19 protein-coding genes are annotated in these 23433 nt (G+C 44.3%); 4 read left to right on the top strand and 15 right to left on the bottom strand.

What is annotated here, in order from left to right; all coding sequences use genetic code 11:
- Positions 1-80: 80 nt before the first annotated feature.
- A complete protein-coding gene (gene hydF / locus HMPREF1532_RS11490; RefSeq protein ID WP_005929420.1) occupies positions 81-1268 on the top strand; it encodes a [FeFe] hydrogenase H-cluster maturation GTPase HydF in 1188 nt (395 codons plus the stop codon).
- A gap of 150 nt (positions 1269-1418) precedes the next feature.
- Here the strand turns inward: hydF and hisS are convergent, their stop codons facing one another.
- The 7 genes from hisS to HMPREF1532_RS11455 all read right to left on the bottom strand — a co-directional run bounded on the left by hisS (position 1419) and on the right by HMPREF1532_RS11455 (position 9186).
- On the bottom strand, positions 1419-2783 hold the full coding sequence (gene hisS, locus HMPREF1532_RS11485; protein ID WP_005929417.1) for a histidine--tRNA ligase: 1365 nt from the start codon (positions 2781-2783) through the stop codon (positions 1419-1421).
- Between the two features lie 172 nt (positions 2784-2955).
- Complete coding sequence (locus HMPREF1532_RS11480) at positions 2956-3636, bottom strand: zinc metallopeptidase (RefSeq protein WP_005929414.1); 681 nt, start codon at positions 3634-3636, stop codon at positions 2956-2958.
- Between the two features lie 123 nt (positions 3637-3759).
- Positions 3760-5031 (bottom strand): adenylosuccinate synthase, encoded by a 1272-nt coding sequence (locus HMPREF1532_RS11475; protein WP_005929411.1) that lies wholly within the window; start codon positions 5029-5031, stop codon positions 3760-3762.
- Positions 5028-5516 carry a Fur family transcriptional regulator gene (locus HMPREF1532_RS11470; RefSeq protein ID WP_005929409.1) on the bottom strand — a complete coding sequence of 163 codons (489 nt, stop codon included), beginning with the start codon at positions 5514-5516 and terminating at the stop codon, positions 5028-5030. Before HMPREF1532_RS11470 ends, HMPREF1532_RS11475 begins: the two co-directional genes overlap by 4 nt.
- Positions 5517-5668: 152 nt before the next feature.
- Complete coding sequence (locus tag HMPREF1532_RS11465) at positions 5669-6361, bottom strand: DNA alkylation repair protein (protein ID WP_005929406.1); 693 nt, start codon at positions 6359-6361, stop codon at positions 5669-5671.
- 106 nt (positions 6362-6467) lie between these two features.
- Positions 6468-8516, bottom strand: coding sequence for a dipeptidyl-peptidase 3 family protein (locus HMPREF1532_RS11460; protein ID WP_025819866.1), 2049 nt, complete (start codon positions 8514-8516; stop codon positions 6468-6470).
- Positions 8517-8721: 205 nt separating this feature from the next.
- On the bottom strand, positions 8722-9186 hold the full coding sequence (locus HMPREF1532_RS11455) for a helix-turn-helix domain-containing protein (protein ID WP_005929403.1): 465 nt from the start codon (positions 9184-9186) through the stop codon (positions 8722-8724).
- A gap of 291 nt (positions 9187-9477) precedes the next feature.
- Here HMPREF1532_RS11455 and recQ point away from each other — a divergent pair, with 291 nt between their 5' ends.
- A complete protein-coding gene (gene recQ, locus HMPREF1532_RS11450; protein ID WP_005929402.1) occupies positions 9478-11283 on the top strand; it encodes a DNA helicase RecQ in 1806 nt (601 codons plus the stop codon).
- Between the two features lie 144 nt (positions 11284-11427).
- Here the strand turns inward: recQ and HMPREF1532_RS11445 are convergent, their stop codons facing one another.
- Together HMPREF1532_RS11445 and cysK are read right to left on the bottom strand one after the other, a co-directional pair.
- Positions 11428-12249, bottom strand: coding sequence for a tetratricopeptide repeat protein (locus tag HMPREF1532_RS11445; RefSeq protein ID WP_005929400.1), 822 nt, complete (start codon positions 12247-12249; stop codon positions 11428-11430).
- Between the two features lie 172 nt (positions 12250-12421).
- Positions 12422-13372: a cysteine synthase A gene (gene cysK, locus HMPREF1532_RS11440; RefSeq protein ID WP_005929397.1), complete on the bottom strand. Its 951-nt coding sequence runs from the start codon at positions 13370-13372 to the stop codon at positions 12422-12424.
- Positions 13373-13460: 88 nt separating this feature from the next.
- Between cysK and HMPREF1532_RS11435 the strand changes: the two genes are divergently transcribed.
- Positions 13461-15293 (top strand): LTA synthase family protein, encoded by a 1833-nt coding sequence (locus tag HMPREF1532_RS11435; RefSeq protein WP_025819862.1) that lies wholly within the window; start codon positions 13461-13463, stop codon positions 15291-15293.
- Between the two features lie 19 nt (positions 15294-15312).
- Positions 15313-15978: a phosphatase PAP2 family protein gene (locus HMPREF1532_RS11430; RefSeq protein ID WP_005929393.1), complete on the top strand. Its 666-nt coding sequence runs from the start codon at positions 15313-15315 to the stop codon at positions 15976-15978.
- Positions 15979-16216: 238 nt separating this feature from the next.
- Here the strand turns inward: HMPREF1532_RS11430 and leuB are convergent, their stop codons facing one another.
- The 6 genes from leuB to HMPREF1532_RS21800 form a co-directional block, all read right to left on the bottom strand.
- Positions 16217-17317: a 3-isopropylmalate dehydrogenase gene (leuB, locus tag HMPREF1532_RS11425; RefSeq protein WP_005929391.1), complete on the bottom strand. Its 1101-nt coding sequence runs from the start codon at positions 17315-17317 to the stop codon at positions 16217-16219.
- 131 nt (positions 17318-17448) lie between these two features.
- Positions 17449-18978 (bottom strand): alpha-isopropylmalate synthase regulatory domain-containing protein, encoded by a 1530-nt coding sequence (locus HMPREF1532_RS11420; RefSeq protein WP_005929389.1) that lies wholly within the window; start codon positions 18976-18978, stop codon positions 17449-17451.
- Positions 18957-19547, bottom strand: coding sequence for a 3-isopropylmalate dehydratase small subunit (gene leuD / locus HMPREF1532_RS11415; RefSeq protein ID WP_005929388.1), 591 nt, complete (start codon positions 19545-19547; stop codon positions 18957-18959). The genes HMPREF1532_RS11420 and leuD overlap by 22 nt, the downstream gene beginning before the upstream one ends.
- A gap of 121 nt (positions 19548-19668) precedes the next feature.
- Positions 19669-21066, bottom strand: coding sequence for a 3-isopropylmalate dehydratase large subunit (leuC, locus tag HMPREF1532_RS11410; protein WP_005929386.1), 1398 nt, complete (start codon positions 21064-21066; stop codon positions 19669-19671).
- A 60-nt stretch (positions 21067-21126) separates the two neighbouring features.
- Positions 21127-22623 carry a 2-isopropylmalate synthase gene (locus HMPREF1532_RS11405; protein WP_005929384.1) on the bottom strand — a complete coding sequence of 499 codons (1497 nt, stop codon included), beginning with the start codon at positions 22621-22623 and terminating at the stop codon, positions 21127-21129.
- 402 nt (positions 22624-23025) lie between these two features.
- Entirely contained in the window at positions 23026-23295 is a 270-nt protein-coding gene (locus HMPREF1532_RS21800) for a hypothetical protein (RefSeq protein WP_007481356.1), read from the bottom strand.
- Between the last annotated feature and the right edge of the window lie 138 nt (positions 23296-23433).

Genomic DNA, 23433 nt, shown 5'->3' with positions numbered 1-23433 from the left:
CTGTATTGTCCTTGCAAGAAATATTTCCCGAACGGAAAGATACATCGGACCGACAATCATCATTTTATAATTCAATCAGTATGAGCTTTCAGAAAACTCCTAATTCCAACCGACTGCATATCGCTCTTTTCGGGCGGCGAAACAGTGGCAAGTCCTCCTTGATCAATGCACTGACAGGACAGAATACCGCCCTTGTATCCGACACTCCAGGTACAACGACCGATCCGGTGCTTAAAGCAATGGAGATTCACGGCATCGGCCCCTGCCTTTTCATCGACACGCCCGGATATGACGATGAAGGCGAACTGGGGAAGATGCGTATAACCCGTACTTTGCAGGCTATTGAAAAAACAGACATTGCCCTGTTGCTCTGCCACCCGGATATGAAAGAAGAACTTCACTGGATCAAGATACTCAAAGAAAAGAATATTCCGGTAATTTTGCTACTAAACAAAGCGGACATACTGTATGATACGGAACAGGAAGCACAAAGCATCAAAGATAAAAGCGGACAGTATCCCCTCATCGTAAGCGCAAAGACACATCAAGGCATAGCAGAAATTTCGCAAGCCATCATACGGCATCTGCCGGAAGATTTCGATGCACAAAGTATCACGGGGAATCTGGTTTCGGAAGGGGATCTCGTTCTACTCGTCATGCCGCAAGACATACAAGCACCCAAAGGGCGCCTCATCCTTCCGCAAGTACAGACACTCCGAGAATTGCTTGACCGGAAATGCCCGGTGATGAGTTGCACTACTGACCGGCTGAAAGCCACCCTACAAGCACTATCACGCCCTCCTAAACTGATTATCACCGATTCGCAGGTATTCAAAACTGTCTACGAACAGAAACCGGCAGAAAGCATGCTGACCTCTTTTTCCGTGCTATTCGCCGCTTATAAAGGGGACATCGAATACTACACCGCCAGTGCGTCGGCCATTGATAAACTGACTGAAAAATCTCATGTGCTGATTGCCGAAGCATGTACTCATGCACCATTGTCAGAAGATATCGGCCGTGTAAAACTTCCCCGTCTTTTACGCAAAAAAGCAGGAGAAGGATTACAAATAGACATCGTATCCGGCAATGATTTTCCAAAAGATCTCAAGAAGTATGATCTAATAATCCAGTGTGGTGCCTGCATGTTCAACCGAAAGTATGTCCTCAGCCGGATAGCACAAGCCAGGCTGCAAAAAATTCCAATGACCAATTACGGAGTGGCCATCGCCTGTCTCAACGGAATACTCGATAAAATAGAATGGTAAAAGGAATAAAAAAATCCTCCCCGATGCTTCTGAATTGAACTGCAGTTCAACCTTGCCGGCATCGGGGAGGATCTTCTTCACCACTGAGGAGACAGTGGTCCGGCACCGAAGAAAGATATCTCCGACACCGAGGAGAACGGGGGAGAAAAACTATTTCAAAAGAGCCTTGATCAACTCTTCCCCTGAAACCAACGACTGCTCACCGGTCTCCATATTTTTCAGCATCGCCTTGCCCTCATTCATCTCATTTTCGCCCACAATAGCTACAAACGGAATATTCTTGGCATTGGCATAGCTCATCTGCTTCTTCATTTTTGCCGCATCCGGGAAAATCTCTGCACGTATACCGGCCAAACGTGCTTTGGCCAATATCTCCATAGAGAAAGCCGCTTCCTTCTCACCGAAGTTTACAAACAACAGTTGCGTGCCGTTCACCGCTTCCTTCGGATAAAGTTCCAATTGATTCAACACATCAAAAATGCGGTCGGCGCCAAAAGAAATACCTACTCCCGAAACGCCTGCCATACCGAATACTCCGGTCAGATTATCGTAACGGCCACCACCGGTAATACTACCGATCTGCACATCCAACGCTTTCACTTCAAAGATAGCACCTGTATAATAATTCAAACCACGCGCCAGTGTCAAGTCGAGTTCTATTTCATTCTTCAGTCCCATAACCGCAAGTGTATTCAATATGAATTCACTCTCTTCCACTCCCTTAATACCGGTCTCGCTGCCCGCCAGCACATTCTTCAATGTAGCCAACTTTTCGGCATTGGTTCCACTCAACAGAATAATCGGTTGTAATTTGGCAATCGCCTCATCACTGATTCCCTTCTCTTTCAGCTCGGCATTCACATTATCAAGACCTATCTTATCCAGCTTATCGATAGCCACCGTTATATCTACTATTTTATCAGCCTCACCGATGATCTCGGCAATACCTGTCAAAATCTTACGGTTATTAATCTTAATACAAACGCGAATACCGAAACGAGTGAACACTGTATCCACAATTTGCATCAATTCTACCTCATTCAATAACGAATCGCTACCTACCACATCGGCATCACATTGGTAAAACTCGCGATAACGCCCCTTTTGCGGACGGTCTGCACGCCATACCGGCTGAATCTGATAACGTTTGAACGGGAAAGTAATTTCATCACGGTGCATCACCACATAACGGGCAAACGGCACTGTAAGATCATACCGCAATCCCTTCTCACAAAACTTACTGGCCAACTTCACAGCATTGCGGCCCAATAACTCTTCATCCGTTATTCCCGAAAAATAATCTCCGGAATTTTGTATCTTAAACAAGAGTTTATCCCCTTCCTCACCATACTTTCCCATCAATGTGGAAAGCATCTCCATAGACGGGGTTTCTATCTGCTGAAACCCATACAGGTGATAAACTTCACGAATCGTATTGAAAATATAATTGCGTTTCGCCATCTCTACAGGCGAAAAGTCACGCGTTCCTTTAGGTATGCTTGGTTTTGCTGCCATAATTCTTACAGTTTTATGTATTTGGATTGCAAAGTTATAGGAAATAATTGATTATTCAATGAAAAGGTTTACTTTTGTCGGAAGCCTACAAACAGTAATTCCCTCTCCCGGAACTTATCCGAAAGAGGGAATTCATATTTCCAAACTTAGATAGATCCTGTCTAAATTCCGCTTAATCTCTTCTACCCATGAAAATCATGACATAATAGATCAATGTAGCCAGAGAACCCAATGCAGCAACTACATAAGTGTAAGCAGCCGAACGAAGCGCATCTTCTGCCTGAGAATGATTATAGGAATTAGTAATTCCGGATGAACTCAACCATACCAGGGCACGCTTACTTGCATTGATTTCCACCGGAAGGGTGATAAAGCTAAACAACGTTGTCATGGCAAACAAAATAATACCTGCGAGTAAAAGTTGAGGGAACGTATTTATCAATAAAATACCTGCAAGCAACAGCCATGTCATCCATTGGGATGCAAAAGTCACTACAGGCACCAACTTGCTGCGCATGGTTAGCGGAGCATAGGCACGAGCATGCTGAACGGCATGTCCGCACTCATGAGCAGCCACAGCAGCAGCCATGATACTGTTACTTTCATATACACCTTCACTCAGGTTCACTGTCTTATTGGCAGGATTATAGTGGTCAGTCAGTTGTCCGGGAGTATGAGTCACCTGAACATCATAAATTCCATTATCATGTAACATCTTAATAGCCACGTCGCGTCCTGTCATTCCATTTCCGGTCGGTATCTTCGAATACTTCTTAAACTTGTTCTGCAAGTTCATTTGTACCAACCAACTCACTACGGCAATGCCGATAAATAATACCCAATACGATATCATATACTTTCTTTTTTTAATGATTACTACAAGTATCTGTACAAATAGTTTGCCAAAAATAAAGGGAAACTTTGTATATCACAAGAGTTTCCCTTCCTATTTATGAAGAATTATCTAAAATTCCGTTTATTCTTCCGTATACCTTTCAATTGTCTGCTCTCTATCCGGCCCTACAGAAACAATTTTGATTTCCACACCTAATTGTTCTTCAAGGAAAGACAGATAAGCATTGAATTCCTCCGGGAACTCATCTTCGTTCTGCATTTTCGTCATATCGGTCTGCCAACCCGGAAGTTCGGCATATACAGGCTCTACACTATCATTAATTTCATAGGGGAAGTAGTCAATTTCTTCTCCGTTCACTTTATAAGCTACACAAGCTCTGATTGTCTCGAATGTATCGAGCACATCACTCTTCATCATAATCAGCTTAGTGACACCGTTGATCATAACGGAATACTTCAATGCAACAAGGTCGATCCAACCACAACGACGTTTACGACCGGTAACCGAACCGAATTCATGTCCCAATGTACATATCTTATCACCAGTCTCATCAAACAGTTCCGTAGGGAACGGACCTGCACCTACCCGAGTACAATACGCCTTGAAGATACCATACACTTCACCTATACGATTGGGAGCCACACCAAGCCCGGTACAGGCACCGGCACAAACCGTGTTCGAAGAGGTAACAAACGGATAAGAACCGAAATCGATATCCAGCATCGTTCCCTGTGCACCTTCGCAAAGCACACTCTTGCCGGACTTCAACAAGTTGTTCACTTCATGTTCGCTGTCTACCAGGTTGAATTGCTTGAGGTATTCGATGCCTTCCATCCAAGTCTTTTCCATTTCCGTAAGATCATACTCATAGTTCAAACCCTTCAGAATCTGTTCATGACGAGCTTTGGCGGCAGCATATTTTTGATCAAAATTATCGAGAATGTCACCTACACGGATTCCGTTACGGCTTACCTTATCTGTATAAGTAGGACCGATTCCCTTTCCGGTAGTACCCACTTTCGCATCCCCTTTGGCGGCTTCGTAAGCAGCATCCAGAATACGGTGTGTCGGCAGGATAAGATGTGCTTTTTTAGAAATATGCAGCCGGTTTTTCAAGTTATGCCCCGATGCTTCCAAAGCTTCGGCTTCCGCTTTGAATAAAGCCGGATCAAGCACGACTCCATTACCGATAATGTTCACTTTATCTCCCTGAAAGATACCGGAAGGAATGGAACGGAGCACATATTTCTGTCCTTCGAACTCAAGTGTATGACCGGCATTCGGGCCGCCCTGAAAACGTGCAACCACATCATATCTCGGAGTTAGTACGTCGACTACTTTACCTTTTCCTTCGTCGCCCCATTGTAATCCTAATAGTACATCTACTTTCATTTCTCTTTTTTATTGTTGTTACTTACTTTTTTCCGTTTATTGGCACGATCGCATTTACTGCATATCCCATAGATATACAACGAATAATGTGAAAGCTGAAACCTGCTCAATTTTGTATTCTCAATCGCATTCTGCAACGCTCCATTCTGAAACTCGGTCACTTTACCGCATTGGGTACAGATTTGATGATGATGCGTTTCACGATTGTATGATTTCTCGTATTGGGAAGAAGTGCCGAACTGATGCTTGATAACCAGACGGGCGTTGATAAGCAGAATGATGGTATTGTAAAGTGTCGCACGACTGACCCGGAAATTTTCATGATTCATCATCTGCGAATAGAGCATATCTATGTCAAAATGTCCGTCTATAGAATAGATGGTGTCGAGTATGGCATAACGTTCGGGGGTCTTGCGATGCCCGTTCGCATTAAGATATTCCGTAAATATCTGTCTTACCGTATCTTTTACGTTCTGAGTTTCCATATCGGCACGAAATTAGCGCCAACAAAGTTAAGCCTTTTTTATAGAAAGCAAAAATAATATGAAGAATAATATGAAAATAAGATGTGGCCTCTCCCCACCCCTCTCCGTGGGAGAGGGAGTACAGATACTATCGTCTATTATTAGTTACAAAACTAACTTAGCTCCCTCTCCCACGGAGAGGGGTGGGGAGAGGCCTCTTCTTTCACCGTATTATATAATACCTGTTCGGCTTCTACGGATGAATCTTTCATGCCTTCTACCAGACGGCAGACCTGGAATGCGTGTTCTTCACTGTGCTGCATATATTTACGAATGGCAAGCAAAGCGGCATTACGCACATGATAGCTGCCGGAAAGAACAGCACAAACAGCCTGATCCAGAAATTCTCCGGCAGGACGCTCGGCCATATCCCCTTTTTTCATCAGCAAACGGGCAATAGTAAGGAAACCGCAAATCTGCGCATACTCCTCTTCCGAAGCGATCCAATGGAATGATTTGGCCGGAGCATAAGGCAAGTGTTGAAAAAGATTCATACAGGTAAGCTCCGCTATCTCGATATTCGGCATGTTCTCTACCCATATATCTGCGATTTCCGGAAAGAAAGTCTCTACCGGCTGTAACAATCCTGCAAGAATTTTACACTCACGAATATCCTCTTTCCATAGGGTTTGTGCCAGTTCATGATTCTTCTCATATGCAGCTGCTATACTTTTGATCCGAGGCAACTCCACCCCGAAATTAAGTTTATAGTTTAAGCCCTTCTCACGCATACTTTGAGACACAACCCCGTTCATCGAAAGCCGGAGTTGTGTCTTGATATCTTTCAGTTGTTCTTTTATATCCATTGTTTTTTTAGTTACAAGTTACAGGTTACAGACCACAAAGCAGAGGTTACAATACTAATATACAACATATTAACCACGCGTACCACTCACAGTTCGTAGCTTGCAACTAATTCACAGAAGGCAATGGAGAGTAGTCCTTACTATAACGTAACATCTGCTCTGCATATCCCTCGTCATAAGTTACGGTAACATCAGTTACTGCCCCGTTCTCATCCGTTACCGCCTCATATTTAGGATTCACAAATCCCTTGTATGGGGCAAGATTAAGTTTCTTATAGCGTTCCAAGACTTCTGCATGAAGAGTAGGATCTACTTTCACGGCATAATCTTCTACCAATGCACGGGCAGCCGCAAAATCACCGGTAGATTTAATACGCTGAATCTCCGCCAGCAACTCACCGAAAAGTTGACGTACTTTTTCATAATCATTCACTGCCACATAAGTCTTACCGTCCTTCTTCACCAACTCTACCACTTTATCGGCAGCACCTTTCTCAAATACCCAACGGGCGATAAGCTGACGGTTACGCATATGTGCCTCTTCCACCGTATTACCCGGCTGGATACGTACCAATTGTGTCATCAGCCCGTTCATGAGATAAGTGTAATACTGCGCTTTATACGCTTCATTGCTGGGAAGCAGCCCCAACTCGACCAGTTTCGGATCAGCCACATAATACAATCCGAAAAGATCGGCACGCGCCTCTTCAATGGTAGAACCGTAAGCCTTCAAGGCATCCGGATCGACTCCCGGAAGCAATTTACCGGAACCATGCCCTAAACATTCGTGCAAGTCAGTATGCAGTTCATCCGTCAAGTCCGAGTACCGGTCTATCAGTGCGATCTCCGCATCACTGTATACAAACTCTTCGTTAAAGCCATTACCGTGGGCAGCTTTATTATAAGCATCCGTGATATTTCCAATGGTTACGGACTTGGAACCATGGTGCGCACGTATCCAGTTCGCATTAGGCAGATTGATGCCGATAGCCGTTGCAGGATAAAGATCACCGGCAAGGATAGCTGCAGTTATCACTTTCGCAGAAACTCCTTTCACCTGATCTTTCCGGAACCGGGGATCTACCGGAGAATGATCTTCAAACCATTGCGCATTGCTGCTAATCACTTCCGTACGGTGTGTAGCCTCCAAATCCTTGAAATTAACAAGAGATTCCCAACTGGCCTTCATGCCGAGCGGATCACCGTAGCTTTCGGTAAAACCATTTACGAAATCAATACGGGAGTTCAAGTCTTTCACCCACAAAATGGCGTATTCGTCAAAAGTCTTTAAGTCGCCCGTCTCATAAAACTCGATCAGCTTACCGATGGCAGCTCTCTGCGCTTCATCTTCGGCCACCCCTTCGGCTTTCTTCAACCAATAGACGATCTTTTCAATGGCTTGCGTATAAAGTCCGCCAACTTTCCATACTTTCTCTTGTATCTTACCATTCTCTTTTACCAAACGACTGTTTAAGCCGTATGAAACCGGCGTCTCGTCTTTCGGATCTTTCATCTTATTGTAGAAAGCTTCCGCTTCCGCCTGAGTCACTCCATCATAATAGTTACAGGCAGAGGTCAGTATCAGATCTTCACCATCGGCTTGATTCACCCGTTTAGGCAGAATAGCCGGATCAAAAATCACCGGGAATATTTCTTCGCACAATTGCTCCGTTGTCTGACCTTCAGAGAGAGGAAGCAAGGAAGCATCGATGCCCGTCACCGCCTGTTTAAGGAAATCCTGAGAGAAACCAGGTACGAACTTCTCCGAACCATAATGATGGTGAATGCCGTTAGAGAACCATACCCGTTTAAGATATGTCTCCATATTTTTAAAATCGGCGCTGTTCTTGTCTCCCTTGTAGTTAGTGTATACGGCTTCCAGCATTCGCCGGATACGCAAGTTATACTTTCCATTCTGATCAAAGAGGATATCACGTCCTTCGAGTGCAGCCTCCGTGAGATAATAAATCAATTCTTTCTGTTTCAGCGACAGGTCCTCAAATCCGGAAACCCGGTAGCGCAATATCTGTAAATCGGCAAATTGTTCCACTGTATAATCAAATTTATCTGCCTGGGCAGTCGTTGTTTTGGCACCGCCGCATGACGTTAGCACAGTAGCGGTTACAGCCATCGAAATAATAAGATGCTTTTTCATAAAAAGGGGGAAAGCCTCTTCCCAGCCTTCCCCGTGGGAGAGGGGGCTAAGTTAGCTTGATTACCGGTTAATAAATAATAATAGTATCTACACCCCCTCTCCCACGGAGAGGGCTGGGGAGAGGCCCCAAATCACAAAAAGGAAGTATCCCGGGATTTTTCAGCCCGGAATATTTCCTTTTCTATTCTACATATTAAATACGTTGTTACTTCTTGCTCTCAAGGTGTTCTTTGCGATAACCATTAGGAGTCTTACCTACATTCTTATAGAAAGCGGCATAGAAAGACTGACGGTTAGCAAAACCAACCATTGCACTGATTTCTTCCACATTCTTATCTGCATATCTCTTGTCTGTCAATAAATGCAAAGCGTCTTTCACTCTGTATTCGTTCAGCAAGCAAGAATAATTCTGGCCGAAACGAGAATTAACTACTGCGGATAAATAACGCGTATTCGTTTTCAGTTCTTTCGCCAAATCCTTTGCAGAATAGTCAGGATCTCTGTACTTCTTCTGAACGACAACGATATTCAATATCTTGTCATACAATTCATCTGCAAGTTCCGGTCTGATTAAAGAACGATACGCTGCTTTCTTCTCTTTCTTCTCCCTCAAGTTATAAGGGCGCTTCTTCGGAGTCTCTTCCTGTTTTTTGTTTTCTAAATTACTCATTGAAATTAACTGGTTAGGGTTTGTTTTTAATTATTGCTACAATGGAGCAATATTTCCATGTCACAAATTTCGGACATTATTTTCACATATGCAACTTTTGAGTATATATTTTTTATAACTGAACTATCAAAATGATGAAATTTGTGAGAAAGAACATAGAGAATAAGAAACTTTAACTTCCGGAGGGGGTGTTTTCGATCACAGATTATTTAATTTCCTGCCATCATCTATCAATATAGATGATAGACCGAAGAAAATAGTACCTTTGCAAAAAGTTTCAAAATACGAACCATGATCCAAACACTGAAAACCTACTTCGGTTATGAAAGTTTCCGCCCCCTGCAAGAAGAGATTATCCAGAATTTACTGGATCGGAAAGACAGCCTGGTATTAATGCCCACCGGAGGAGGAAAATCGATCTGCTACCAACTCCCTGCGCTGCTTTGCGAAGGTACTGCCATCGTGGTATCTCCGCTTATATCATTGATGAAAGACCAGGTAGAAACGCTCCGGGCCAACGGAATAGCCGCAGGAGCACTGAACAGTAGCAATGACGAAACCGAAAATGCCAATCTGCGGCGTGCCTGCATCGAAGGCAAACTGAAACTCCTCTATATATCTCCCGAAAAACTGATCACCGAAATCGACTATCTGCTGCGGGACATGCATCTTTCCCTCTTTGCCATCGACGAAGCACACTGCATCTCGCAATGGGGACATGATTTCCGCCCTGAGTATGCTCAAATGGGCATATTACATCAGGTATTCCCGCATATACCTATTATCGCACTGACAGCCACAGCCGATAAGATCACGCGTGAAGACATCATACGCCAACTGCATCTCACCGATCCGAAAGTGTTTATCTCTTCTTTCGACCGCCCCAACCTCAGCCTGGCCGTGAAACGGGGATACCAACAGAAAGAAAAGAGCAGGACCATACTGGAATTTATCGACCGGCACGCCGGTGAGTGCGGCATCATATATTGCATGAGCCGCAGTAAAACAGAGACCGTAGCACAGATGTTACAAAAGCATGGAATACGCTGCGGAGTCTATCATGCGGGGCTTTCAACCCAGCAACGGGACGCAACGCAGGACGATTTCATCAATGACCGTATACAGGTGGTCTGCGCCACAATTGCCTTTGGAATGGGGATCGACAAATCAAATGTCCGTTGGGTGATCCACTATAATCTTCCCAAAAGCATCGAGAGCTTTTATCAGGAAATAGGCCGGGCCGGGCGAGACGGAATGCCAAGCGACACCCTCCTTTTCTATTCTTTGGGAGACTTGATCCTGCTCACTAAATTTGCCACTGAAAGCAACCAGCAATCAATCAATCTGGAGAAGCTGCAACGGATGCAGCAATATGCAGAAGCCAACATTTGCAGGAGACGGATTCTTCTGAGCTATTTCGGCGAGAAAGTAGAAAAGGATTGTGGTAATTGTGATGTTTGCCGAAACCCTCCGGAACAGTTCGATGGCACGATAATTGTGCAAAAAGCACTCAGTGCAATTGCGCGTACCGGAGAACAGATAGGAACAAGCATGTTAATTGACATTTTGCGTGGATCATTTTCCTCCGAACTCGTAGAAAGAGGATACGAAAAGCTAAAAACTTTTGGAGTCGGACGTGATATTTCAGCCAGAGACTGGCAAGACTATTTATTACAAATTCTGCAAATGGGCTTTTTCGAAATTGCATATAATGAAAATAATCATTTGAAAATTACGGAAATCGGAAATGACATACTATTTGGACGAAAAAAGACAAAATTAGTGGCCATCCGACGAGAAGAAAACACAACCTCCAAAAGGAGGGGAAAAAAGGTGGTTGTCAATAAAGAACTGCCTTTGGGACTAACAACAACTGAGAACAAAGATTTGTTCGAAGCTTTACGCGGACTCCGCAAACAATTAGCCGAACAAGAAGCAATTCCCGCCTATATAGTTTTATCGGACAAAGTACTGCACCTGCTCAGTATGGCACAACCCACAACAATCGAGGAATTCGGTAGTATCAGTGGTATAGGAGAGTATAAAAAGAAAAAGTACGGTAAGGAGTTCATCGAACTGATACGTCAATTCAAATGAAAGATAACGGAAAATACCGAATAAGATACGGTAATATATAGTGTTTCACAGTTGTGAGACGATCGTCACTCAATTGAGAAACGTGCGTCTCACAGTTATGAGACGATCATCTCACAATTACGAAACGCCCCGCATCCAAGCAACTTATTTACATTGTTTCAGCTTCTCATACAGATCGGACGGCGGTACTCCGAGAGAAATCGCCTTTTCATAATCGGCTTTGGCAAGTGCTTTCCTCTTCTGAAGCAGATAAATGTCACCACGAAGCAAATAAGCATCCATCAATGATGAAGACAAGCGAATCGCTTCTTCAAGATCGACAAGAGCCAGTTCCAAATGTTCCATCTCCCGTTCTATATCGGCACGGGCCACATAAAGAGTGGCGTCATCCGGATTTTCTACCAGCAATTTATTTACCAGTTCAAGAGCTTCCCGGAATTTGCCTTCTTTCTGTTCGAGAGTAGCCAACCCGAGACGGCCGGCATAACTCTTAGAATCCAGTTCCAACAACCGGTCATAGTCGAGACGCGCCGCTTTATAATCACGCCGGACAGTATAGATATAGGCCCGCATCAATAAAGCTTCCTTATTGCCCCTATCGGCCTCGAGCGCTTCGGAATAGTCCAGAAAAGCACGATCGGTCATTCCTTTCTCCATATAAATAGCAGCACGATCCAATAGGATAGGTACGGCATTAGGAGCGATATTCAATGCATAAGTATACGATTGAAGCGCATCATCATAACGTCCTAACCGACGCTGCACCAATCCGAGATTGGAAAACAGCAACGCATTATGAGGATTGGACGGTTCGAGTTTCATAGCCTGTACCAGCAGATCTTCCGCCTGCGCCAAGCTGTCTCTTTCTATACAGTCTATCGCCTTTTCAGAAAGTTCACGATAGGTTTGAGCGGAAACCGTCAAAGAAGAGAAAAAGAGGAGGGAAAAAACAAAGATTGACTTCATCATACTAATAATTTAATAATGTGCAAATATGCCAATGTGCCAATTGGCTGCGCTAAATAATATACCAATGCATATAATATACCAATGTCCAATGAATAATTTATTAATTATCCAATTCATTCTTTCAATTCCCCAATTGGCATATTGGCACATTGCCACATTGGCCAATTATTCAGTCCAACGGATACGCATCGAATGCAAACAACTCCGTCGACAAGTAACGCTCTCCCGTATCGGGCAATAATGCTACAATCATCTTGCCGGCAAACTCCGGACGTTCCGCTAACTTCCGCGCCGCATAAACGGCTGCACCGGAAGAAATACCGGCCAATAATCCTTCCGTAGCAGCAAGTTCGCGCCCGGCACGTATCGCTTCATCATCGGGTACTCCCATTACTTCATCTACCACGGAAGCATCATAAATCTTCGGAATAAAATTGGCACCGATTCCCTGTATCCGGTGAGGGGCAGCCACACCGCCCGCCAACACCGGAGAAGTGGCAGGTTCAACAGCCATTACATAAACATCGGGATTGTGTTTTTTCAATGCACGAGCCACACCACAGATAGTTCCACCGGTTCCTACCCCGGCAACAAAAGCAGCAATCTGTCCTCCGGTATCTTCCCATATTTCTTCTCCTGTGGTACGTTCGTGTACAGCCGCATTGGCAGGGTTCTCAAATTGCTGTAATATGACCGAACCGGGAATCGTAGCTTTCAGTTCCTGTGCTTTTGCAATAGAACCGGACATGCCGGCCATACCATCCGTCAACACAATCTGCGCTCCTAACGCTTTCAGCAGATTCCGGCGTTCAAGACTCATTGTCTCCGGCATGGTCAGTATCAGACGATAACCTTTAATGGTAGCTACCATCGCCAACCCGACACCAGTATTACCGCTTGTAGGCTCTATTATGGTGGCTCCCGGCTTCAAAAATCCCCGTTCCTCGGCATCTTCTATCATCGAAAGCGCAACACGGTCCTTCACACTTCCGGCAGGATTAAAGGCTTCGAGTTTGGCCACAATATTTCCTTCCAAACCATACTTGGCGCTATATCCGGACAGCTCCATCAATGGAGTATGCCCGATCAATCCTATCAGATTCTTTGCTACTTTTTTCATAATTATCACTGTTTTACATCAGTTAATGTGCAAAGATAAAGAAAAGTATAGTACCTTTGCCTGCGTTCAATCTTTTTAAGTATATCGTATGAAGAGAAGACTTATACAATTCATTACTACCTATTTTCTTTTTGTATTTATCTTTATTCTGCAAAAACCCATTTTCATGGCTTATTATTATACCTTATATAATAAGGTGTCATGGACGGACTGGTTCAGTGTAATCGGACACGGGCTTCCACTCGATCTGTCACTGGCAGGATATCTGACCATTCTTCCCGGGTTACTGCTGATAGCATCCGCATGGACAGACTCACGGATATTACAACTGATACGCCGCATCTATTTCACCATCATATCCATATTGCTCTCCTGCATATTTATAAGCGACCTCGGCCTATATGGTTATTGGGGTTTCCGGCTCGATACCACACCATTGTTTTATTTCTTCTCTTCTCCCAAAGATGCTCTTGCCAGCGTCAGCCTATGGGTGGTGGCCAGAGGCATTTTGGCGATGGCGGTTTATGCAGCACTTTTATATTTCGTCTTCTCATGGATACTGGTTAACGAAAAACGTCCGTTAAAGATACCTTATCGCCGTTTGAGCGTATCCGGAGTACTCCTGTTGGCTACCGGTCTGCTTTTTATCCCGATACGCGGAGGATTCAGCGTATCAACCATGAATTTAGGCAGAGTTTTTTTCAGTGCCGACCAACGGTTGAACCATGCCGCCATCAATCCGGCTTTCAGCCTGTTGGATTCCTTTTCCAGACAGGCGGATTTCGATAAACAATATCGCTTTATGCCTGCTGAAGAGGCAGATATTTTATTTTCCGAATTGACGGATAAGCCCGTGACAGATTCCATCCCCCGCTTGTTCAACACGGAACGTCCTAACATTATCATGATCATACTCGAAAGTTTTTCTTCACATTTGATGGAAACACTCGGTGGTGAACCCGGTATAGCGGTCAATATGGATGAATTTGCCAAAGAAGGTATCCTGTTTACCCATTTCTATGCCAACAGCTTCCGCACCGACCGGGGCTTGGTATCCATTATTAGCGGATACCCCGCCCAGCCTACTACGAGTATCATGAAATATACCCGTAAAACACAGAGCCTTCCTTCCATTCCTGCCAGTCTGAAGAAAGCAGGATACGACCTGCAATATTACTACGGAGGCGATGCCGATTTCACCAACATGCGTTCGTATCTGGTATCTACCGGGATTGAAAAGATCGTTTCCCAAAATGATTTTCCCGTCTCCGAACGTCTCAGTAAATGGGGAGTACACGATCACATCCTGTTCCACCGGATCTTGACAGACTTAAAGACCGAACCGCAACAGGAGCCTTTTTTCAAGATTTTACAGACGTCCAGCAGTCACGAGCCATTCGAAGTACCTTACAGCAAATTGTCGAATGCCAAACTGAATGCTTTCGCCTATACCGACAGTTGTGCCGGAGATTTTGTACGCCAACTCAAAGAAACCCCTCTTTGGAAAAACAGTGTCGTTCTTTTCGTACCCGATCATTTAGGTGTATACCCCGAAAGTATAGACCATCTTTCGCCCGAGCGCTATACCATTCCCCTAATCCTGACCGGAGGTGCGGTAAAAGAACCGCAGAGAATTACAGCTTACGGCTCACAAATCGACATAGCCGCCACCTTACTGGCACAGTTAGGACTACCTCACGATGATTTTACTTTCAGCAAAAACATCCTTAATCCGTCTTCACCTCATTTCGCATTTTTCACTTTCCCCAATATATTCGGAATGGTTACAGCCGATAATGAAGTGGTATTCAACTGTGAATCAAATACAGTTGCGATGGATGAAGGAACACACCAAGGTGAAAATCTGAATAAAGGAAAAGCATACTTGCAGAAACTATACGATGACCTCGCTAAAAGATAAACATTAAAAAACCACAAAGATGACATACCAACTATTACAATCACTCACCGAAGCAGACCAGAGCCTGCTGCTTTATCTGAACGGGCTGCACAATACATTCGGTGATTATTTCATGCCGGTCTTTACCGGCAAGTGGATATGGGTACCGATGTACGCCGGCATATTATACGTATTATTGAAAAACTATAACTGGAAAGTTACCCTGCTTTGCCTGATAGCAATCACCCTTACCATCACATTCGCCGATCAAGTTTGCGCCACCCTTATCCGTCCGATCGTAGAACGTCCCCGACCCTCCAATCCGGCAAGTCCGATTGCCGACCTGGTACATATCGTCAACGGAAGACGGGGCGGTGGTTTCGGATTCCCGTCCTGCCATGCTTCCAATTCGTTCGGCTTGGCTTTTTTCCTCGTATTCCTGTTCCGTAAACGATGGCTCAGCCTGTTCATCTGTATATGGGCTACTGTCAATTGCTATACCCGCATCTATTTAGGATTACATTATCCGGGAGACCTGATAGTAGGGATGCTGGTAGGTTTGTGCGGCGCCGCACTTATGTACTATCTGCTACGAAAGGTGACAAAAGAAGATTTCAGAAATGCCCGGCAGACAGAGGTTCCCATTTATATCGGACTATTGACTACTGTGGGAATCCTGATCTATTCGGCGATACATACAATATAAAACGGTAGCCTCTCCCCAGCCCTCTCCGTGGGAGAGGGAGCTAAGTTAGTTTTGTAACTAATTGATAGACAAGAGTAACTGTACGCCCTCTCCTACGGAGAGGGTTGGGGAGAGGCTTCAAAACTGATTAGCCATGAGCTAATTACTATTTTTCAAACAAAAGAACAAAAGAACAAATAAGATACCTATAAAAGCTATGCAGGAAATATGTTCTTCTGTCTTCTGAATCGATTCAAGACTAACTTAGCTCCCTCTCCCACGGAGAGGGCTGGGGAGAGGCTGCCTTTCGAACATAATCGACAATCCACTCTCCTACCTCTTTCGTACCATATTTTTCACCACCGGTCACCTGTATCTCCGGAGTACGTACATTAGCATCCAAAGAAGCATCCACCGCCCGGCGGATCAGTGCTCCCTCTTCTTTACAGTCGAAATACTCGAAAAGCATAGCTACCGAAAGAATCTGCGCCAACGGATTGGCAATATTCAATCCTTTCGCCTGTGGCCATGAACCGTGAATCGGCTCGAATACCGGAGTACTTTCACCGGTCGAAGCTGAAGGCAGCAATCCCATAGAACCACTGATAACCGAACCTTCATCCGTAAGAATGTCTCCGAAAGTATTTTCCGTCACCATCACATCAAAGAATTTCGGTTCCTGTATCATCTTCATAGCCGCATTATCCACAAACATATAATCTGTGGTCACTTCAGGATAAGCAGGTGCCATCTCCTGTGCGATCTGACGCCACAAACGGCTGGAAGCAAGCACATTTGCCTTATCTACCACCGTGAGGTGCTTACGGCGCTTCATCGCATATTCAAAAGCCGTCTTCAAGATACGTTCTATCTCGGGACGGGTATACATGTTCGTATCATAAGCCTTGTCGTTATCCTGGTATTTTTCACCGAAATACATACCACCGGTCAATTCGCGGATACAAAGAAAATCAGCCCCTTCTACCAGTTCGGCACGCAAAGGCGACTTATGAACCAAGCATTTAAAAGTCTGGACGGGACGTATATTTGCAAAAAGCCCCAACTTCTTGCGCATAGCCAGCAATCCCTGCTCCGGACGCACCTTGGCAGTAGGATCATTATCAAACTTCGGATCACCTACGGCAGAAAAAAGCACGGCGTCAGCATCCTTGCATATCCGGAAAGTCTCTTCCGGAAAAGGATCGCCCACCTTATCTATCGCATCCGCACCGCAAATAGCATATTCATAATCTACTTTATGTCCAAACTTCTCACAAACGGCACTCATCACCTCCACACCTTGTACGGAAATCTCCGGCCCGATGCCGTCTCCCGCTAATACAGCAATTTTAAAATCCATGTCTTTTTGATTTATGATTTATGAATTATGATTTATGATCTGTGATTTATGGTTTATGATTTATGAATTATGCCCGGCCATATATTATAAACTCATGAACCATAAATCATAATTCATAAATCATAAATCAATCAATACTCTTCTATTATATTCAGCATCTTAATCGTAGCCTTGATGGCTGCTTCTGTCTGGTCAGCGTCCAATCCACGGGTACGGAATACTTTCTCACCGAAACTCCAAGTGATGACCGTCTGCACGAAAGCATCGGTACGGCCTCCGGGAGGAATACTCACGGCATAATTTATCAGCATCGGGAATTTACGTCCCAAGGTCACTTTGTATATTTTGCGCAATGCACGCACAAAAGCATCGTACTGACCGTCACCGGATGAACTCTCTTCGTACACCTGCCCGTCTATTTCAACACTCAATGTAGCCATAGGCTTCAATCCGTTTGCCAACGTCACAAAATAGCTCTTGAGTTTCACCTTATTATTCATGCCATCGTGCTTCAATACATCAGAAATGATATACGGAAGATCCTCCTGCGTCACGAGTTCTTTCTTATCACCCAGCTCGATGATACGTTCGGTTACTTTCCTCATAGATTCTTCATCCAACTCGAGTCCTAAGCTTTCGAGATTCTTACGTATGTTCGCCTTGCCGGAAGTTTTTCCTAAAGCATACTCGCGTATCCGCCCGAAACGTTCGGGCAAAAGATCATTGCAATAAAGGTTACTCTTATTGTCGCCATCCGCATGCACGCCGGCTACCTGTGTGAATACATTCTCACCAACAATCGGCTTATTGGCCGGTATCACAATACCGGAATAAGATTCCACTACCCGGCTTACATCGTTCAGACGGCTCTCATCAATATTGGTAATAGCATTGAAATGGTCTTTCAGGATAGCCTGCACACTTGCCAAAGGAGCATTACCCGCACGCTCGCCCAGACCATTGATGGTAGTATGAAGCCCTTTCACGCCACTCAACACGGCAGCAAGCACATTACTCACCGCCAAGTCATAGTCATTGTGAGCATGGAAGTCGAAGTGGGTATCCGGATAACGCTTCTTCATCTTCCGCATGAACTCGATCACCTGCAACGGATTCAGAACACCTAACGTATCAGGCAACATGAAACGTTTGATACTGGTCTGTTTCAATGCATCGACAATCCGGAACACATATTCGGGAGAATCCTTCATACCGTTACTCCAGTCTTCAAGATACACATTGACTTCGATATCCAATTCGTTGGCATAATCCACCACGGCAAGAATATCTTCAATATGCTCTTCAGGAGTTTTCTTCAACTGATAAGTACAGTGCTTCAGCGAGCCTTTACACAATAAATTGATGACACGGCATCCGGTAGCATGAATCCAATCCAGCGAAGTACGACCGTCCACAAATCCCAAGACCTCTACCTTTTGCAGCAGATTTCTACGGGCCGCCCAGTCACAGATCATCTTTACCGCGTCAAATTCCCCTTCAGACACCCGTGCCGAAGCCACCTCCACACGGTCTACCTTCAGTTCTTCCAGCAACAGTCGGGCTATCATTAGTTTTTCATGGGGCACAAAAGACACTCCACTGGTCTGTTCACCGTCGCGGAGGGTTGTGTCCATGATTTCTATTTTGACGCCTTTTCCCATTGTTCTATCTTTTCTTTGTTTGTCAGCAAGAAGTCTATATCATCCAATCCATTCATAAGGCAATGCTTCTTATACGCATTGATTTCAAAAGATTCGCTTTTCCCGGTGGCTTTATTGATTATGGTCTGCTCCGGCAAGTTCACCTCTACTTCCGTCTTCGGATTCTTGAAAATAGAGTCAAACAGTTCTGCCAGGAATTCTTCGGTTACCACCACCGGCAACACAAAATTGTTCAACTCATTATTTTTATGAATATCGGCAAAAAAGCTACTCACCACCACCCGAAAGCCATAATCGGCAATGGCCCACGCAGCATGCTCACGGCTCGAACCCGAACCGAAATTCTTTCCGGCTACCAGAATCTGACCGCCATAAGTAGGATCATTCAGTACAAATGATTCGATCTTATTTCCCTGTTTGTCATAACGCCAGTCGCGAAACAGATTTTCTCCAAACCCCTCTTTCGTCGTCGCTTTCAGAAAACGTGCCGGTATAATCTGGTCTGTATCTACATTCTCCAATGGCAGAGGTACACATGTACTTGTCAGTATATTGAATTTTGCTTTCATCTTTTTTATTTACGATTTAACGATTTACTATTTACGATTGATATTACTTTTGACTTACACAGACGATCCCGATTTACGAACTTACTTCGACCGTAAACGGTAAATCGTCCAATCGAAAATCCTATCTCATCATTTCTCTCGGATCGGTAATCACCCCGGTCACCGCTGCCGCAGCAGCAACAAGCGGACTTGCCAGCAATGTACGCGCCCCCGGTCCCTGACGGCCTTCAAAGTTACGGTTGCTGGTAGATACGGAATATTTGCCTGCCGGTATTTTATCATCATTCATTGCCAGACAAGCCGAACAACCCGGCTGGCGGATAGCAAAACCGGCTTCTTCCAGAATTTTATCCAATCCCTCTTCCCGAATCTGCTCGTCTACCATCCAAGAACCGGGAACCAACCATGCAATCACATGATCGGCTTTCTTCCGTCCTTTCACCAAAGAAGCAAAAGCCCGGAAATCCTCAATACGCCCATTGGTACAAGCCCCCAGAAATACATAGTCAATCTTCTTACCCAGTAAAGACTCTCCCGGCCGAAAACCCATATAATCCAAAGATTTGATAAAAGACGCCTTCGTCGTTTCATTCATATCATCTGTAGTTGGGATAAATTGTGTGATTCCCATACCCATACCCGGATTTGTTCCGTAAGTAATCATCGGTTCGATATCCGCAGCATCAAAGCGCACCTCCTTATCGAAAACGGCATCCTCTTCACTCTTCAACGTTCTCCAATAAGCCAACGCCTTCTCCCACTCTTCACCTTTCGGTGCATTTTCACGACCTTTGATATATTCGAATGTAACTTCATCCGGAGCTATCATGCCACCGCGTGCGCCCATCTCGATAGAAAGATTACAAAGTGTCAGACGACCTTCCATCGTCAAGTTACGAATCGCTTCCCCCGCATATTCCACAAAATACCCGGTTGCACCACTGGTCGTCATCTTCGACATCATATAAAGTGCAATGTCTTTGGCAGTAACTCCTTCACCCGGTTTTCCATCCACCGTGATACGCATCGTTTTTGGACGCGACTGCAAAATACACTGTGATGCCAATACCATCTCTACCTCACTGGTTCCGATACCGAAAGCCACTGCCCCCATTGCTCCATGAGTAGAAGTATGCGAATCTCCGCAGACAATCGTCATACCCGGCAAAGTCAACCCACGCTCCGGACCGACTACATGTATGATACCGTTCCTTTTATCCATCATCCCGAAATGAGTCAGACCGAAATCCTTCGCATTCTTTGTCAAGGTATCCACCTGTGTTTTGGAAACAGGATCTTCGATCGGCTTATCCTGATCATGCGTCGGCGTATTATGATCCGGCATACAATATATCTTTTCCGGACGGAAACATTTGATTCCACGTGCACGCAATCCTGCAAAAGCTTGCGGACTGGTTACCTCATGACAATACAATCTGTCGATATAAAGTTGTGTAGGACCATCTTCCACCGTAGTTACCACGTGTGCATCCCAGATTTTATCAAATAATGTATTCATTTGTTTATTTACGATTTTACAATTTACAAATTACGATTGAAATACTCTAACTCCTGTTGTCTATTTGCTGAACTTATTGATACAGTCGATATAGGCTTCTACGGATGCGGCAATAATATCGGTATTGGCACCAAAGCCGTAATACATCTGGTTATCATATTCTACCTGCATGTGTACTTTACCTACATCATCACTACCTTTACTGATTGCTTGAATCGTAAACTCTTTCAAAGTCATATGACGGTCTATTATTCGTTTCAACGCCTTAATAGCAGCATCTACCGGCCCATTTCCACTGGCGGCCGCTTCAAACTTCTCACCGGCTATATTCAATCCGAGACTGGCAACGGAACGAACTCCCACTCCGCTCGTCACCTGAAGATATTCCAATTTAATACGATGGTTCTGACTGCGATCGGCTCCTGCCAATACAAGAATATCATCATCATGAATATCTTTTTTACGATCAGCCAGCTTCAAGAACTCTTCATATACCTTATCCAATTTATCCTGATCAAGCGTCACTCCCAACACAGAAAGACGATTCTTCAGAGCAGCACGTCCACTGCGGGCCGTCAATACAATGGAGTTATCATCAATGCCCACATCTTTCGGGTCGATGATTTCATAAGTCTGTACATTCTTCAACACACCATCCTGATGGATCCCCGATGAATGGGCAAAAGCATTTCGTCCGACAATCGCTTTATTCGGCTGTACAGGCATATTCATCAAGCTCGATACCATCCGGCTCGTCGGATAAATTTTATGTGTATTGATATTCGTTTCAATATCGATCTCATGATGACTCTTGATAATCATGGCTATCTCTTCAAGTGCAGTATTTCCAGCACGTTCACCAATACCATTAATGGTCACTTCCACCTGACGGGCACCGTTCAAAACTCCGGCTATCGTATTAGCAGTGGCCATACCCAAATCATTATGGCAATGTGTAGACAAGATCGCTTTCTCAATACCCGCCACATGTTGCATCAGATATTTGATTTTCGCACCGTATTCCGAGGGCAGGCAATAGCCGGTTGTATCCGGAATATTCACTACAGTAGCCCCTGCCTTAATAACGGCTTCAACCACACGGGCCAAATATTCATTATCCGTACGGCCGGCATCCTCCGCATAAAACTCTACATCATCCACAAAGCGACGGGCATATTTCACTGCTGCTACCGCACGCTCGATAATCTCTTCACGGTTCGAATTAAATTTATACTTGATATGAGAATCAGATGTACCGATTCCTGTATGGATACGTTTACGCTTGGCAAATTTCAAAGCATCCACCGCCACATCAATATCCTTTTGCACCGCACGTGTCAAAGCACAAATCGTGGGCCATGTCACCGCTTTAGAAATTTCGATTACTGAATTAAAATCACCCGGACTGGAAATGGGAAACCCCGCTTCAATCACATCTACACCCAGTACTTCCAGCGCCTTCGCTACTTGAATTTTTTCTACTGTATTCAACTGGCATCCCGGAACCTGTTCACCATCCCTAAGCGTGGTGTCGAAAATAAATAATCTGTCACTCATTGTTTTTTATTGTTTTTATCGGATTATACATCATCAAAAAAGCCTTTCGCACCGGGAAGTGAGAAAGGCTTTCGTATATTTTCATCATACACATCTATACGCGACACTCACTTCCACTAAGCCCTGCCAGTAGAATAATAATACCACACAATAGAATATATATAAATGATTGATTCATGTTATTGTCTTCTTTTATATTTTGACGATGCAAAGGTAGAGATTATTTCTTTCCCACCAAATAAAACGTTACTTTTTTATTCAAAAAAATATCATTCCATAAGAATAATTGCTATTTATCAATAAATATATCACAAAATCCTGTGAATTTCTATAATAAAAAATGGGAATAAAACACATATACATGTCTTATTCCCATTCATTTACACGTTTAAATACCGTAGCTTACTTTTTGTCACATTTTTTTTCGCAATCTGCTTTCTTTTCGCAATCTGCTTTGTCCTTGCAGCATGCTTCTTTGTCCTTGCAGCATGCTTTCGTCGAATCACAAGCAGCAGAATCAGCTTTACAACAAGGAGCTGTCGCAGCAGCTTCTACCGTTTCTACTTCTACCGTTTCTGAAGTCACCTCTGAATTTGCAGGTTTGTTACCACAAGAAGTCAATGCAAAAGAGAATGAAACTGCAAGAGCAGCCAGAAATAATTTAGTTTTCATACTTAAAAATTTTGCTTTAAACATTAAATTAATAAAAGTTGATGCCGCAAAGATAAGAAAATCTGCGATACATACAAAATAAACGCGAAAATCCCCTTGCCCCCGTATTCCGGGTTGCAAGGGGATCCTTCAAAAAAA

The organism is Bacteroides salyersiae WAL 10018 = DSM 18765 = JCM 12988, from assembly GCF_000381365.1.
Taxonomy (GTDB): domain Bacteria; phylum Bacteroidota; class Bacteroidia; order Bacteroidales; family Bacteroidaceae; genus Bacteroides; species Bacteroides salyersiae.
Note: the sequence above shows the minus strand (reverse complement) of the source record. Positions and strands in the feature narration are given on the sequence as shown.